The following is a 16,304-nucleotide window of genomic DNA, read 5'->3' as shown; positions in this document are numbered from 1 at the left end:
CGTCATTTTATATTGCTTTTTTTTGAAAAAAAATTACACCATGAACTGACGAAAAATTATCATCAAAAACTAACTACAGGGAACGGCTTGATTAATTCATTCTTTTTAATTCACTATCAAAAATCATAACCTCTCCTTTTTTAGTTTCAATGCTTTTAACGGCATCATTATAACGCAGCTTTAAAGTATTCCCTAGTCTAGATTTAATGACTACCTTTTTTAGTTTTCCTTCTTTCCATTCTATATCCATTTCATATCCTTTTTTGGCAACAATTCCTTGAATGCTACCCGAAGCCCAAGCTGCAGGCAAAGCAGGAAGTAAATGAACTTCATCATTATGACTTTGCATCAACATTTCGGTAATTCCAGAGACTACTCCAAAATTCCCGTCAATTTGAAAAGGAGGATGTACATCCAAAAGGTTTGACAAGGTTGATTTACGCTGTAACGCCAAAATATTTTCATACGCTTTTTCACCTTCCAACAAACGAGCATAAAAGTTGATAATCCAAGCACGACTCCATCCTGTGTGACCGCCACCATGAGATAATCTTCCTTCGAGTGTTTTTTTGGCTGCTTCAAAAAGCTCTGGAGTTTTTGATTTCGAAATTTGATTGGATGGATGCAATGCGTACAAATGTGAAATATGTCGGTGTCCAGGCTCAGCTTCTTTTAACTCTTCTACCCATTCCAACAAACGGCCATCACTTCCTATTTGAAGTGGAGGCATTTGTTTTATTTTACTTTTTAAAGTATCACTAAAGTCTTTATCAATATTTAAAATTTCTGCTGCTTTTATGCAATTATTAAACAATTCAAAAATAATTTCGCGATCCATAGTAGGCCCCATATTTAGGGTTCCCTTTTTACCGTCTTCGGTCATAAAATTATTCTCTGGTGAAACAGAAGGCCCCGAAACTAAAAATCCAGTTTTAGGATCAATAACCATAAAATCAACAAAAAACAATGCAGCTTCTTTCATTATTGGATAGGCCTCGTTTTTAAGATATTCTTTATCCCCCGTATACTCGTAGTGAGTAAACAAATGCTCGCAACACCAAGCCGCACCCATAGGCCACATAGCATGTCTTGATTTCCCAAAAGCAGCCGTCGAGTGCCACGCATCACTGGTATGATGTGCCACAAAACCACGAGCGCCGTATACGCGTTGCGCTGTTAAACGTCCCATTTCTCTTAAATCACCTAAGTAATCCAAAAATGGGATATGACATTCCGAAAGGTTGGTCATCTCAGCCATCCAATAATTCATTTGAATGTTGATATTGATGTGGTAATCTGAATTCCAAGGCGGTGTAAATCCATCAGCCCAGATTCCTTGTAAATTAGCCGGCAAGTTACCCGGATGTGAGCTACTAATCAACAAATACCTACCGAAATTATATTGCAATTGTGTTAGGTAGTTGTCTGTTGCTCCTTTTTTTACTTTATCTAAACGAACGTCTGTTGGTAATTCGTCACCTTTATCATCTGATATTTTAAACGCCACTCGATTGAATAACGTTTGGTAATCAGCAACATGTCTTGCAGCGAGATTATCGAAAGATGCTTTTTGTATTTTATTTAAAGTCAAATCACAATCTTTCTTTGGATCTGTTCCTCGGTAATTACTAGCGGCAACAATCTTGATAACCACCTCATCGGCATTCGAAATCACTAACTTTCCATTCTCTACTTTGGAATTCCCACCTTTAGTTTCAAAAGAAACAACGGAATAAAACTGTACACCATGCCCTTTCCCAACGTGTTCAGAAAAAGTAATGCGGTCTTTGGTTACTACAATTTTAGTTTCCTCTGAACGCGCTACCCAAGTGGAGATATTAATTTTCCCTTTCTTATTAGCCTCAAATTTATAAACCATTGCTTTGTCTGGAAAGCTAGAGAAATACGTTCTTTTAAAACGGATTCCTTCATTTTCAAATGTAGTAGTGGCAATTGCTCTAGTGATATCCAATTCTCTTTTATAATTGGTTGCCGTATTCAATTCGGGACTTTCTATAAAGAGATTACCTAACATCTGGTAGGTATTCGTTCCTGATGCCGCGGCCTTGTTTAAGATCTTATCCTCTACTACCGTTTCTGCTTCAATATATTTTCCAGCAAATAGCATTTTTTGAATGGTATCCATATACTTTCCAGCATCTTTTTTATCGCGGTCGTAATCTTTCGCTCCAGTCCAAATAGTTTCTTCGTTTAGGCAAATAATTTCTTTTGTAGGTGTACCGTAAATCATGGCACCTAAATTTCCGTTACCAATAGGAAGCCCTTCGTGCCATTTGGTTGTTGGTTGGTTGAACCAAATTTTTAATGGTGTGGTTTCTTTGGAAATAACAGTTTGTGCGTTACACCAAAGACCAAATAACAGAATTACTATATATTTCATATCAAATTGTATTTTTATTTCATTTCAAATCGAACCAAATAAGCTTTTCCTTTTTCTACTTTCATAGAAATACCCCAAAATGCTGTTGCTGCACCTTTATAACCTTCTTCCAACTCTGGACGGTACAAGCCTGGTGCTTTTGGAATATTAACTAAATTTTCTTGAATGGGAGTAAAATGTTCTCCGTCCTTAGCAAAATTTATAGTGGCATTGATGGATGCCAATGCTGCAACACCACCATTTTGTTCCCAAATAAGCACTTCATGACTTTTGTCTAACAAAGGACCGTCATGCTTTTTAAAAGGTCCTTCTGGACGATCAGCATAGGCTACACTCATTTTTGTCTTCTTTGGACCTTCTTTTCCATCAATAATAGATCTTCCTTTATAGTACAAAGCGATTTTGTTGTCTTTTTTAAACAAACTAGCATCATCTATTCTAAAACTATCAAAGTCCGTAGCCACAGTACTAACTTCTAATACGGGATTATTTTTTACTCTTACAAATGGTCCATCAGGACTATTAGCAACCGCAAGGCCCAAAGCTGTTATATCTGTTGTCGAATTGGCTTCAAATTCGTTATTTACATTTCCAAGTGTAGGTTTCACTCCCGTATAGTACATATAATATTTACCATTGTGAACCAAAATATTAGGTGTAAAAACAGAATGGTTATCAAATTCGCCTGTTGCTCCCAAACCCAATGCCATACCTTGTTCTTTCCAAGTAAACCCTTCATCTTCTGATGTAGCGTACCAAATAGTTCCCCAGTATCCTGAAGTTTGCGGACTATCCATACGGGTGTACCAGACATAATATTTTTTGCCTACCTTGATAATATCGCTATTATCACGTCGGTTAAAAGAGGAATCAAGTCCAATACCCGAAATGTTTTGATAAGTAAATTGCGTAGCCTGCATTGTAACTGATTTGCTAGCCACTGTTTTACTTGAAGATACTGATTTACAAGACATAACCAATAAAGTAAGTCCCATTACAAATCCAAAATTCTTTATTATTTTCATTCTTAGCTTCTTAATTTTTTAATAGTATCTCTTTCATTTTTTTAGGATCTTTATACAAGACATCCTTATTTTCCATCAATCTTTGATGTATATGATAAGTCACATCCATCCAATCTCGATCTTCAACCCATAGTGGCTTCATTAATTGGCTTTCCCATGCTTCTAATTCATTTATAGTAGTAGTGAATTTTCGTTTTTCTTTCGATGACAAATCAATGGTTTCTCCTATATCATTTTCGAGATTATAAAAAGTATAGCCATATCTTTCTAATCGAATTAATTTATACTGTCCAATTCGTGCTGCTGACTCTTCTAGTTTCCTCCAAAATAATTTATCATGTGGATTCCCTTTTTTTTCCCCTTTTAAATAGGGTAATAAATTCACACCATCTAAAACTAAGCCATCTCCTTTATCAATATTAGCCGCAGCTATTGATGTGGTAAAAATATCTAATGAAGAACTTAGGCCCGAAAATGTTTGTCCCGATTTGATTACTGATGGCCAACTGAATACAAATGGTACTCGATGTCCACCTTCAAATTCATTTCCTTTCCAACCTTTTAAAACCCCGCCACTAGAATCGTTATTGGCTGCGCCGCCATTGTCGCTCAAAAAATAGATTAACGTGTTTTCCTCTAATTTTAATTCTTTTAATTTCGCTTGCAACTTCCCAATATTCTCATCCAAAGACCAAGTCATGGAGGCTAATTTTTGCCTAGGATGGTTTTTATATTTCTCCAAATGTACAAGCTTTGCTTCCATAGGTGTATGCACCGCATTATAAGCTAGATACATAAAAAACGGAGCCTCTTTGTTTTCTTCAATATATTTAACTGATTGATCTCCCAATACATCGGTCATATAGCCTTCAAAAACAACTTGCTCTCCATTGTGCTGTAACATTTGTTTTTTGTTTGGATTTTTTATTGGAAAATAAGATCGGCTTCCTGTTTCAAAACCATAAAACTCATCAAACCCTCTTTTATTAGGATGATCAGACACACTATATCCCAAATGCCATTTTCCTAAGGCGATAGTTTTGTATCCATTTTTTTTGAACACATCTGCCATAGTCACTACATCATCTGATAGTCCAATATCACCCACGCTTTCATCACCAGTGTCATTCGCTTCAAAACCAAAGCGTTGTTGGTATTTACCGGTTATTAATCCTGCTCTTGAGGGCGCACAAACTGTGGCACTTACATGTGCATCTGTCAATACAACTCCACTCTTAGCTAATTTGTCAATATTGGGAGTTTCAAGATCTTTGCACCCCATAAAGCCAAAATCGGCATAGCCCGCATCATCTATTAAAATGATTATAATGTTTGGTTTTGTTGCCTTTTTATTAATAGCCAAAGTGTCTTTTGATGCTGCTATACTATTTGGAACAAAAGCTATCATAAAAATTAACCATCCTATAAATCTGAATTTCATCTTAGTCTCTGTTTTAAAATCTTTCTAAAGGCACAACCCTACTTTATTATATACAAAAGCGCTATTTTTTGTTATTGGTTATAATTGATTGTGAAACCAAAAACGAATAGCTTTTTTCTAAAATTTCTTTAAACACAATGGTGTCTGCTTTTTTAGTATTATAGAAACTCCCTCTAAAAAAACCATGCCCTTTCTCTTTGTAAGTTTCTAATTCACAATAATTACCAGCATCATTCATTAATTTACAAAATCGTTCTGAATTTTCAATTGGCACGGTCTTATCAGCTGTACCATGAAAAACAATCGTTGGGAGAATTCCTTTTTTTATATTATGATTAGGCGAAATATCCGTTTGATGTTCTTTCTCAAAATTTTTCGCTCCATATCCCTTATCTGTCGTATCTAAAACAGGATAATAAAGAATTAAAGCATTCGGTTTTGAACTGATTGCACCATTTTCGTTTGTCTCATTATAACCGTCTATAATTGAAGTACAAGCCGCTACATGCCCACCCGCAGAACCTCCAGATGCCACTATTTTATTGGGATCAATTCCTAATTCAGTCGCATGCAGTCTCACCCATCTCACCGCTGATTTTCCATCATTAACACATTCAAAAGGAGTGGTTTTGTGAATAGATTTGATACGATATTCTGCAGCGATTGCTACTATTCCTTTTTCGGCAAAATAACGAGCATGTTCATAAAATAATTTAGGATTTCCAAATACCCAACCGCCTCCAAAGAAAAAAATAATAACGGGTGTTTTATCCGAAGATTTGTGCCCTAAAGGATTGAATACATGCAACTTTAAAGCAACCGCATCTATGGTTTTATAGACAAGTTTATGATCTGGAATGATTTCCTGATCTTCAGTGTTTGTAGCAGATTGTGAAAATACATTTGATGCTACCAAAAATAATAGCATCGTGTAGAATCCTATCCAATTGTATTTATGACGACTATAATTTACTGATATACTATTCAAAATATTTATTTTTCAAAACGAATCTTAAATACATGCGAACTACTACCAAAACCTGGTTTTACCTGAACACCTGTAGCCAGGTATAAATAAGCTGGTTTTCCATCAATAAAAAGCATTTGAGCACGCTCAAGGTGACCGTCTTTTTTTCCTCTGTAAGCAACAGCATCTTTTAAATACTCTTCGCCTACATAATGTTGTAGGTCTTCGTAAGCACGAACTGTTTTTTCCGCAGGAAAAGAAAAACCATCTCCCGATTTCCATAACAAACCACCGCCACTATTTCCTAATGAAGCTCTAAAATCACGACTTATCATGTATACGGAATCCTTCATTGTAAAGGCAAATGCATCCTCAAGTGGCATTGCTTCTTCGGTTACTCTTGTCGGTTGATGTATATACGGTCCTTCAACACTATCAGCAACTACAACTCCATAGGAATAAACATATCCCTTAGGTTCTTTTCGAACCACCGATTTATGATATAGAAGGTATTTTCCTTTGTATTTTATTAAGGATGGATTAGAAACTCCTAATCTGGCTGTGTAATTCCACACATTAGGATCTTGAGATTGACGTAAAATGGTTCCATCTGCTTCTCCACCTTTTGCGGGTCTCCAAGTATCATTAAGGTCATCAGCAACATACATTACAATACGTTGTGTTTTTAAATCGCTGTTTTCATTTACAATAAAACAAAGTTGGTATTGCCCATCTAAATTACTAATGGTAGGATTGTGTGGAGAGTTAAAAAGACCATCTTTGTCTGGTACTGCTACACCAACATATTCAAACGGACCTTCAGGTTTATCACTCACATAATGCCCTATTTCACAATCTTTATACCAACCGTTAAAATCAGGTTGCGTTGCTGTAGGCCATTGTGCTGCAAAAAGATGTGTCTTGCCATCCTTCCCAATAACTGGAGAAGAACCCCAAACATGCATTCCTTTTTGTTGCGCTGCATCACCTATGTATTCAAATTTCATTTTCTGAGCTTGGGTTTTACATCCTAGGCAAATAAACAGTAGCATCAATAATGTTAAATGTTGTAATCTCATTTGATTTTTATTAGTTCGTTTCTATAATTATTCAGTCACAGATTTTTTGATTTATCCTTACTGAATCAAATAGATTTTAAATACTATTTTAATTTATAAAATTACTTTTTCTTATCTCAAAACATGGGGTACTTTTGACTATAAATAGGGTTAATTATGTATATTCTATAAATAAAACATTTCTAATCAAGCTTTCTACAACAAAGAATGGATTTGGAATTATTTTGCAAGGAGAAACGGAACTAGTGTCATAAAACAGTCAAAGTCAAATACATTAAGTGATTTAAAATAAAAAAAGAGGCCCAAAAAAACTATCTCAGATTCCGTTATTTGCAATTTATAACGTTTTCAACTTCTTCTCCCCTTTTACTTATAATCAAACCATGCAGTGGCTTTACAAGATTTGCTAGATTTTAGTTGTGCCCAATGTGCACTAAATCCTTTTGGGAATTTATAAGTTAATTTTTCACCTGCTTTTATCTGAAAGGTTTTAAATAAAACAGGCTCGTCTGAATAATGATTTATATGAATGTATAACTGAAACTGTGTATCAACATCAGATTCAAAAACTACTGTTTTTTCGTCATAACCGGTCATCAAATACATATCAGACAATTGGTTTGCTTTTACTTGAGTGTTTTTCCAAGGGCCACCTTCTCCTACCGGCTTTCCAAAACTCCACAAATCATCAATACCTCCAAACCAAAGAGCCACGTTACCATCATCAGATTTATAAACGTGGTCTGACTCTTTTGCGTCTTTCTTTACTCCACTTAAAACCAACAAACCATTCCAAGTATTAAACTCAGTAATTTGTTTATTGTGTGTTGCAACAGGTCGCATCATTTTATATAAAGGCTCTTTACCTACTTTATATAGCGGTAGCTCATAAAATGTACCCGAAATATTTGCCAACTCTCTTTCGGATTCAACTTCTCTGGTTACTCGTGCTGTTTTTGCTGAAAATTGTTTTGAGTAATTGAAATGTCCTTTTGGCAACCTTAATTGATACTCTTTTGCATGTACTATGAAAGATGCATCATCCTCTGTCCAAATCTCTTTTTCATTTTCTTTATCTTTTGAAGTATCTGCTACATTTTTATTATAAAAATCAACTTCTTCTCCAACTTTTTTATTTTTTAATGTGTTTATTGATAAACTATCTTTTATACCCTCTACATACCTAAAATCATACTTTAAAAACTCATATGATTTTGTAGTTTTAAAGGTGTTATTATCTATTTCTCCTGCATAAATGCTTAAGTTATAATTGGTTTTATTACTAAATAGTTTTGCATGGGATACTTTGCTGGTTTCATCTATGTTGGCAAGACTTTTAAACAACTCTTTTCCATCAATACTACTTTTAAGTTTACGATCTGTAAAATGAAAAGCAGCAGTTAATTTACTGGTTTTATCAGCAACCAATCGTACCCATTCCGCTTTTAAATCCTCCTTAAAAATATAATAATTATAGCCTTCTTTTTCCAATGCGATTGTTTGTAATTCTCTCCAGTTTCCTGTTCCATTTTCATCAACTTGAATGCTAATTGTAACTGGCATTTTATCGAAATTATTTAAATGTAAAATTCTGTTATCAAAACCAGCAATTAAAAAAGGAAGTGAAGGTTGATTCGCAATAACCTCATCATCGATCCAAATTGCTCCATAAGCGGATTTTGGACCCCAGTTCGCCAATTCTTCACGTTTACCAAACCAAAGATTAGATTGTGGCTGACCTGCTAAAGGATTTCCTTGTATACTTGTTTCATCTGTGGCTAAAACTACCTTATTGTTCCAGCTTAAAAAATCGGGTATATAGCGTAAATGGGAGCCTATTGGTTTAATTCCAGCTGTATTCGTGTGAGAAAACGTTGAAGGAAAATCATAAAACATACCATGCATGTCCATCATCATTTTACCGTTACCAATTTCTCTAATTCTTGGCCATTCTGTAAACCAACCGTGAGAAGGATCATTATTATAAGTAGCTTTAGGTAATAAAAAAGTTTTCCACTCTCCTTTTTCCAGTACCTTTAATCGTACAGCTCTTTTATCCCAACCCATTGTCCATAGTGGAGCTTGTTCATTTGGCACTGCATTTATTCCATTTTTGGTGGTAACATCTGTAAACTGTCTTCTTTCTACAACTTTAAAATTCTCACCATCAAACTCAGCTAAAATTCCATTATCTTCTTTGTTGTTTTTATTTTCTAAAGTTACTTTCCACTCCGCTGCACCTTCGTTTCCATGTTCTCCATTATTTGCCAATATTAATTTATTTTGACTTGTATAGGCACCTTTTCCATGCCAACCTGGCAACGGATTATTGTATAGCTTTTTTACATTCAGAGTATGTACATTTACTTCATACAACATGCCTTCCATATCATAATAGTAAACCATATTTTCTGGGTCTTTTAAATGCCTTGCGATAGCAGTTAATCGTCCTTTCATATCTTTAATTGGAATAACTCTTATGTCTCCAGAACTACTAATAACATAAGGACCAATAAGTAATTGATTAGATTCTTGGTGAATCATTCTAGCAGCTGGCGTTCCACCAATACTACCTTGAAAAACCTTCATATTATTATCTTTATCGATAATATACAGTTTGTGCTCACTTCCTTTTGGCTCATGTGCTGCATAATTAATCATATACAGTTTTTCATTCCAAACAGCCAAGGCTCCAATTCCGCATTCATTTCCAAAACTATAGCTGCCGTTTGCTCTTGCATGTGCATACGTTGTTAAATGTGGGTAAACACCGCTTATATTTCTTGTTCCAGAAACTGAAGTTATTTCTCCTTTATCAGTCTTAACAGTCGTGTCTATATCAACCTTTTTTTCTATTAAAGATTTACAACTTAAACAAAATAAAACTAGTGACAATAAGCTGATTTGTGATAATCTGTTTTTCATTTAATTGTCTTTATTTAAGTTGTTTTATTTTTTAAGGTTGTAAATAATTAGTTTACAATAAGAAGCAAAGCGTATTGAAGTTGATTTCACAAAAAAACAATCATTCACTTTTTAACGCTTCTGTCCACTCACTCGCAAATCCCCATTGTTTAATAACTCTCATTTTATAATAAACAGGGATTCCTTTTTTAAGATTGGGAATATTAAGTACTCCTTGTACTTTGGAAGTTATTATATGATCTAATTTATTAGGAGTAAAACCATAAGCTACTTCATATAAATAATCGTAGGGAGATACACTATAGGCTATAAAAAGATTCGTTTCAAGACGTTTTGAGCCCCATACTACAGGTGGTAATTCGTCTTCGTCTTTGATCAATTTAACTGGTTCAGAAGGGGTACTCTCTCCTTTACTATTAATGGCTATTATTTGATACGTCCAGGTTTCTCCAAGCTTTACTTTTTTATCTTCGATTTCGATAAAGCTGTTAATTGTTTTATCAGACTTAAAAATGGAATCTCCTTTTTTATATTGAACATAGTACTCCTCTGCATCTTTACTTTTTTCGAAATAAAGACGCACTGCATCGTTCGCCGTATTGGTAAATTCAATAACTGGCTGTTCTGGCACATTAAAGTTGAGAACCTCTTCATACACCTTATAGCCTTGCGGATCTAGAAAAGCGATTTCCATCATACTCAGATTAGCATCTGCCTTCCAGTTTAAAGGTATTTCAAATGCAGCATCACCAGGGAAAATAGTTTTAACAGAGTGGTTTTTAGTTTCAACAGCTTTAAAATTATTATCAAAAAGAGTCCATTCTAATTGATAGCCCCTCAATACATTGGCAGGAATATCTAATTTATTTCTAGGTTGAATAGCAACTTTCGCATTTCCATTTTTAGCATCAATAGTTGAAATAGTTAAGTCTCTAATAGGCGAAAACTCATTTTGAACACTCTTAAATCCTCTTTTCTTTTCTCGAAAAGAAGTTACAATTCCCCATGCTCTATTTTGTGAGGGAGGTGTTGCCCATCCTGTCTTCCCATAATAGGTGCTTCTATAATCATTAAAAGTCCATAACGAGGCACCTAAAACATAGGGTTTGTTTCGTAATTGATTCAGTATTTTTTCGGCAGGAATATCGCCGAGGTTGGGGTCTTCAGAATTTAGTTCTTCGCCAAACTCCGACATGAAAATTGGTTTCTGATGATTTTTCCAAGTACCCTCGGCTTTTTTGCCCCAATTACCATAACCGTTAAGCATTGCTAAATCGGAATACATGGTCGCTTCTTTAGGTGAATTATTTGCCGAATTTGACACAGATACTGCTATTCTATTAGGATCTAATTCTTCTGCCAATTCAATTGCTCCTTTTATATATTCATTCACCTTAGGATTTTTAGACGACATTCCTAGCTCATTGCCTACGCTCCAACCTACAATTGAGGGATGGTTATAGCTATTTTCAATAATTCTTTGCAACCATTCTTTTGGTTTTGGATGGTCAGGATCAACTAATACATCTTTCCCCCATAAACCCACTTCTTCAAAAATCATAATCCCTTTTTCATCTAAATAGTCTAGGTATTCTGTGGGTAAGTTTACATGGCTAAGTCTTGCCATATTAGCGCCAAGACTCTTCATTAAATCTACATCTTCTTTAATACGTTCTATGGGAAGCGTGTTTCCTGTAAAGCGATCTTCGGGCACCACATTAAATCCAACAGGACGAATACTTTCGCCATTTAAAAGCAATTGCAACCCCACTATTTCTATCTTTCGAATACCAAATCGATCAGTATTTGAATGTAAAACAGCTATGCCATCAGACAGACTAATATGAGATTCGTATAAATTAGGAAAATCAAAATGCCATAAGTCTACTTTAGATTTTGGTAAGTTGTACGACCAGTTGATAATATGGTTGACGGTATTGGCTGGAATGGTAGTTTTTACTGTTCCTGAAGCAATAACACTTCCTTTTCTCTTAATGTCAATATTAAATCTTACCGCTTTTGGACTAGAACCAGAATTGCTACTTACGACTTTTACATTGAGTTGAGCCGTACCATTTTTCAAGTTAGGAACAGCGTCTATATGTTGCAATTCGATACGTGTTTCAGGTGTTATTTCTAACCAAACTGGTCTCCTAATACCTCCCCAATTCCACATAGCGCCACTTTTGAAAACGTTATTAACCAATACGGTTACTCTGTTTTCTCCACCTTTATTAATGTATTTGGTGATATCTAAATGAAAAGGTAAAAATCCAAAATGATTTTCTCCTATAGAATGCCCATTTACCCAAACTTTAGAGTCGTTATAAACGGATTGAAATACTAAGCGAAGTTGTGCCGTATTTGAGGTTTCATCAATACTAAAGGTTCTTGTGTACCAAGCATCGCCTACATATTCTGAGTACTCATTTACCAAATCCCAGTTTCCAGGAACTGCCATAGTATCCCAAGAAGCCGTATTTACATCCTTTGCAAACCAATTAGAGGATTCTCCTTTAGCGTAAGGATCGGTTTTAAAAGACCATTCGCCATTTAATGCTATTTTCTGACTATTTTGTGCGTAACAAAAGTTTACTACCACAAAACAGAAAAACAATTTAAAAAAATGGGTTCTAAAAAGCACTAAACTATTTCTCATCTTTCTATTTTTCTTCTTTTAAATCAAATCTTTCAAGGTATTCAATTCCTTTTTTACCCACGCGCTGAAGTCCCCATTCTATTATTTTTCCATTGCCATTATCTGTATAGGCATCGGGACGATACGCACCAGGAGCGCGAGGCACATTGGGATTGGTATAACTGTGGGTCTTTTTAAAATTAAATCCATCCTCGGCATACATAATCGATTTGATAATATCTTTAGGACCAACGGTGCCAATCATTGCTACCACGCCTTTTCCTTGTGGCCAAACCAACACTTCATGATTTCCTTCTACAACTGGATTATTTTCATATTTGATGTAAGGTCCTTCTGGATGATCCGCAATGGCAACTCCCATTTTAGTTTCAGAAGCTCCTTTGCCCCATTGACGGCCTTTGTAGTATAGCCAATATTTTCCATTACGAACGATAACACTAGCGTCATCTATACGATGACTGTCAAAAGCAGTGGTATCTTTACTAGGAAGCATGATGGGATTAGTCGTAAGTTTTGTCCATGGACCATCAGGCGAATCAGCAGTTGCAATTCCTATTCTGGTTTTTGATTTTTCTAAATCAGGTTCACGATACGGATTGTTTACTCCCGAATAAAAAAGATAATATTTATTTTTAGCTACTAAAATTCCAGGTGTAAAACATCCTTCGTCATCCCAACTTCCTTCTTTTCCTGGAGGTAGTACTTCTCCTTTTTCGCTCCAATTATACCCATCTGGCGAAGTGGCGTACCATGTTGCCCATCTTACATTAAGGCCTACTTTCCAATACCACACATAATATAACGAACCCACTTTTATAATATCACTGGGATCCCCTCGTTTGATATTTTCTTCAGGACCAAGACCCATTGCAGGAGTGTAGGTTGAAGTAACCCATTTTAAATTTTCTTGAGAGAACGAAATTCCCGTTCCCAAAAAGAGCATGCTTAAAATTAGAAGAATCGTTTTCATGGGTATAACTTATTACGTTTTTAATAATCAATAACATGTACACACATTATAAAGTTTTCATATAATGCAAATAAGAAATAGTAATTATTACAGTACTACTTTTTCTTAATTGGAATAGCAATATTGCCACTTACTCCTTTGTCTTTTATAGCTACAAATAACATGATGGGTTGCCCTTTTTTATCTGTTAAAACAAAGGGACGCTCCATACGTTCCGGTTTCCAAATCTCACCATTGTCAAGCAAAATTTCTTTTTTGGTAAACACAGAACTCTCTTCTGATTTCCATTGATAACTGTCTTTTGATGATAATAGCAGTAAATTGGGTTTTCCAATGACATGACAAACCATAAAATACTGTTTCAATTTTTGATCGTACCAAAGAGTTGCATCTTCAGTTTGCGCTTTATCATAAACTGGTTTTTTTTCAAATTCAAATGGGCCTTCTCCACTTTTAGAATGACCAGCCAACTGGATTCTAAAATCTTTTTCATGTCCGATATCATCACCTTTCATGATCATAGTGAACTTTCCTTTCGAAAATATAACCGCAGGATTAACCGCTATGTTCTTAAACACGCCTTCTTGCGGAACTACTATTGGTTTTAATGTTCTGGTAAAAGTATCATCAGGATTTGATGCCGTAGCAAGGCCTATGCGCTGGCGGTTTCTGGCAATGCTCCAATTACTGGCTATCCATTTTGAAACCGATTGCCCTTCTCTATCACCATCATAAACCCCTTCTAAGTCAGTTGAGATGTAATATAAATACAACTTTCCGTTAGCAACACAAACATTAGGGTTATGTGCTGTTGCAAATTCCCACCCTGCTTTATTTCTACTTTCGAGCACTACATTTTTAAAAACATAAGGCCCTTCTGGTGTATCAGAAACGGCATGGGCTATTTCACAATCAGTCAACCATGCATTAAATCCAAATTCATATTTCCAACGCGAGTAATAGGCGTGGTATTTCCCATCAGTCCATTGGACAACAGATAATCCCCAAGTCCAATATCCTGGATCAACAAGTGCATTTGATGACAATTTTTTGTTTAAAAAATTGGTTTGCACTTCTTTTGATAAAGGCATAAATTCAAATACTGGATGCTCGGATAAAAATTCTTCCTTTTGATTGGTTCTGCTTGATTTACAAGCATTCGAAATAAAAAAAAGCAACATCAGAGGGAAAACTACTAAATATTTTTTCATTTAAAATTTATTTAGAAATGTCACTTCCCCACCAATTTTTATTTGGTTCCCAACCTGGAGTCAAAATTTCTTTACGATCTTTCTCCAATCTCGGCATTAATTTGGTTTTGTTGTCTTCTAACTTTTTATTCCATGCTGCTTGATTCCACAAAGGATCAACTTCAGCGTAATGCGTATTCATACTTTTTAACCAAGTTAAAAGTTTGTTCTTCATTTGAAGCGTCAATTTGGGTTCAGTTTTCGAAATGTCTTTTGTTTCGCCTACATCCGTTTTAAGGTTATACAACTCTACTCTTTCATCTTCCCAGTAGTATATCAATTTGTGGTTTCCTTCTCTAATAATTGAACTTGGTTCTCCCCCTTGATTTCCATAATGAGGATAATGCCAGTACAAAGGTCTTTGAGCAATGCTGCCTTTTTCTAAAAGTGGTTTTAAACTTACACCATCTACTATATGTTTACTGTTTTGAGGAACATTTACTAGATCAAGTAACGTTGGGTATAAATCGACTCCTGATACTGCTTCTTCAATTTTATTTCCACCTTGTTGCATCCATGGTACATAAATGAAATACGGCACTTTAACTCCACCTTCCCATTGGTATCCTTTTCCTCCTCTTAAATCTAAAGCATTAGTCGAAAAATTATCTCCAGAAGTTACCCCACCATTATCCGATGTGAAAACAACAATGGTATTTTTATCCAGATTCAAAGTTTTCAAAGTTTTCATTACAACACCTATAGCATCATCCACTTGTTCTATCAAACCAGCATATACTGGATTATCTTGGTGTTTTCTAGCAGGCAAAACACGTTCCATGGCAAAACCATTTTCATGAATTCCCATTTTCTCGGCTTTGTTACGGTACTTTGTCCATTTTTCTTTAGTCGTTTGAATAGGAGCATGCACTTCGTAAAAAGACAAATAGGCAAAGAATCTACCGTCTTTATTATTGGTAATAAATTTTGACGTTTCCTTAGCTAACTTCATAGCCAACGGCATTCCTTTTTCATCTTCAAAATTAGTCAGATTTGGATTTTTGAAAGGAGAGAAATACCCCCCATTAGGACCTCCACTTTCATTACCTCCTATATTAATATCAAATCCATGATCGGTAGGCATTGAATGTTGTTCTTCGCCTCCTAAATGCCATTTTCCAGCAAAAAAAGTACTATATCCATTATCTTTTAAAATCTCTGGCAAGGTGATATCATCAGGATTTAAAAAATGTCTGTATTCAGGTGGTAAAAGTTTAGTGTGTCTGTTGAGATTTTTCCAAGTTTGACCTGTTTTCCCTCCTTCGTATTGTGTCATTCCATGTCTAGCCGTAAACTGACCATTCATCAAACTAGCTCTTGATGGGCTACATACTGTACACGCTGCATAGCCATTGACAAAAATTGTCCCTGACATGGCAATAACATCAATATTTGGTGTTTCATAATATTCGCTTCCCATCACACTTAAATCCGCATACCCTAAATCATCCACTAAGATGAAAAGAATGTTCGGTTTCTGGGTCGCTTGCTCTGTTAGTTTGTCCGTTTGAGCAACTGCTTTTTTTTCTCCACATGCCGTTGCTAAAGCAGCAACTAACATTATTGATAGTATTTTATTCATAGCTA

The 16,304-nt window shown here is 35.3% G+C and carries 10 protein-coding genes; all 10 read right to left on the bottom strand.

Annotation, left to right across the window (positions count from 1 at the left end; genetic code table 11):
- Window positions 1-91: 91 nt before the first annotated feature.
- Window positions 92-2,401 carry a glycoside hydrolase family 95 protein gene (locus LXH21_RS07505; protein ID WP_239864126.1) on the bottom strand — a complete coding sequence of 770 codons (2,310 nt, stop codon included), beginning with the start codon at window positions 2,399-2,401 and terminating at the stop codon, window positions 92-94.
- A 14-nt stretch (window positions 2,402-2,415) separates the two neighbouring features.
- Complete coding sequence (locus LXH21_RS07500; RefSeq protein ID WP_239864124.1) at window positions 2,416-3,426, bottom strand: family 43 glycosylhydrolase; 1,011 nt, start codon at window positions 3,424-3,426, stop codon at window positions 2,416-2,418.
- A gap of 10 nt (window positions 3,427-3,436) precedes the next feature.
- Window positions 3,437-4,867, bottom strand: a complete 1,431-nt coding sequence (locus tag LXH21_RS07495) for a sulfatase-like hydrolase/transferase (protein ID WP_239864121.1) — start codon at window positions 4,865-4,867, stop codon at window positions 3,437-3,439.
- 61 nt (window positions 4,868-4,928) lie between these two features.
- Window positions 4,929-5,855, bottom strand: coding sequence for an alpha/beta hydrolase (locus LXH21_RS07490; RefSeq protein ID WP_239864119.1), 927 nt, complete (start codon window positions 5,853-5,855; stop codon window positions 4,929-4,931).
- A gap of 5 nt (window positions 5,856-5,860) precedes the next feature.
- Window positions 5,861-6,913: a glycoside hydrolase family protein gene (locus LXH21_RS07485; protein WP_239864115.1), complete on the bottom strand. Its 1,053-nt coding sequence runs from the start codon at window positions 6,911-6,913 to the stop codon at window positions 5,861-5,863.
- A gap of 366 nt (window positions 6,914-7,279) precedes the next feature.
- Window positions 7,280-9,838 carry a hypothetical protein gene (locus LXH21_RS07480; RefSeq protein ID WP_239864113.1) on the bottom strand — a complete coding sequence of 853 codons (2,559 nt, stop codon included), beginning with the start codon at window positions 9,836-9,838 and terminating at the stop codon, window positions 7,280-7,282.
- A 100-nt stretch (window positions 9,839-9,938) separates the two neighbouring features.
- The gene (locus LXH21_RS07475; RefSeq protein WP_239864111.1) at window positions 9,939-12,497 is read right to left on the bottom strand and encodes a glycoside hydrolase family 2 protein; all 2,559 of its coding nucleotides are present in this window, start codon (window positions 12,495-12,497) and stop codon (window positions 9,939-9,941) included.
- 4 nt (window positions 12,498-12,501) lie between these two features.
- Entirely contained in the window at window positions 12,502-13,467 is a 966-nt protein-coding gene (locus tag LXH21_RS07470) for a family 43 glycosylhydrolase (RefSeq protein ID WP_239864109.1), read from the bottom strand.
- A gap of 95 nt (window positions 13,468-13,562) precedes the next feature.
- Window positions 13,563-14,678, bottom strand: coding sequence for a glycoside hydrolase family protein (locus tag LXH21_RS07465; protein ID WP_239864107.1), 1,116 nt, complete (start codon window positions 14,676-14,678; stop codon window positions 13,563-13,565).
- A gap of 7 nt (window positions 14,679-14,685) precedes the next feature.
- Window positions 14,686-16,299, bottom strand: coding sequence for a sulfatase (locus tag LXH21_RS07460; RefSeq protein ID WP_239864105.1), 1,614 nt, complete (start codon window positions 16,297-16,299; stop codon window positions 14,686-14,688).
- Window positions 16,300-16,304 lie beyond the last annotated feature (5 nt).

The sequence above is a fragment of the Flavobacterium algicola genome, assembly GCF_022399565.1.
Lineage (GTDB): Bacteria > Bacteroidota > Bacteroidia > Flavobacteriales > Flavobacteriaceae > Flavobacterium > Flavobacterium algicola.
Note: the sequence above shows the minus strand (reverse complement) of the source record. Positions and strands in the feature narration are given on the sequence as shown.

Bases quoted from the DNA above. Each gene is read 5' to 3' on its own strand.
- LXH21_RS07500 (WP_239864124.1), bottom strand. From the start codon at position 3,426: ATGAAAATAATAAAGAATTTTGGATTTGTAATGGGACTTACTTTATTG.
- LXH21_RS07465 (WP_239864107.1), bottom strand. From the start codon at position 14,678: ATGAAAAAATATTTAGTAGTTTTCCCTCTGATGTTGCTTTTTTTTATT.
- LXH21_RS07485 (WP_239864115.1), bottom strand. From the start codon at position 6,913: ATGAGATTACAACATTTAACATTATTGATGCTACTGTTTATTTGCCTA.
- LXH21_RS07475 (WP_239864111.1), bottom strand. From the start codon at position 12,497: ATGAGAAATAGTTTAGTGCTTTTTAGAACCCATTTTTTTAAATTGTTT.
- LXH21_RS07495 (WP_239864121.1), bottom strand. From the start codon at position 4,867: ATGAAATTCAGATTTATAGGATGGTTAATTTTTATGATAGCTTTTGTT.
- LXH21_RS07505 (WP_239864126.1), bottom strand. From the start codon at position 2,401: ATGAAATATATAGTAATTCTGTTATTTGGTCTTTGGTGTAACGCACAA.
- LXH21_RS07460 (WP_239864105.1), bottom strand. From the start codon at position 16,299: ATGAATAAAATACTATCAATAATGTTAGTTGCTGCTTTAGCAACGGCA.
- LXH21_RS07480 (WP_239864113.1), bottom strand. From the start codon at position 9,838: ATGAAAAACAGATTATCACAAATCAGCTTATTGTCACTAGTTTTATTT.
- LXH21_RS07470 (WP_239864109.1), bottom strand. From the start codon at position 13,467: ATGAAAACGATTCTTCTAATTTTAAGCATGCTCTTTTTGGGAACGGGA.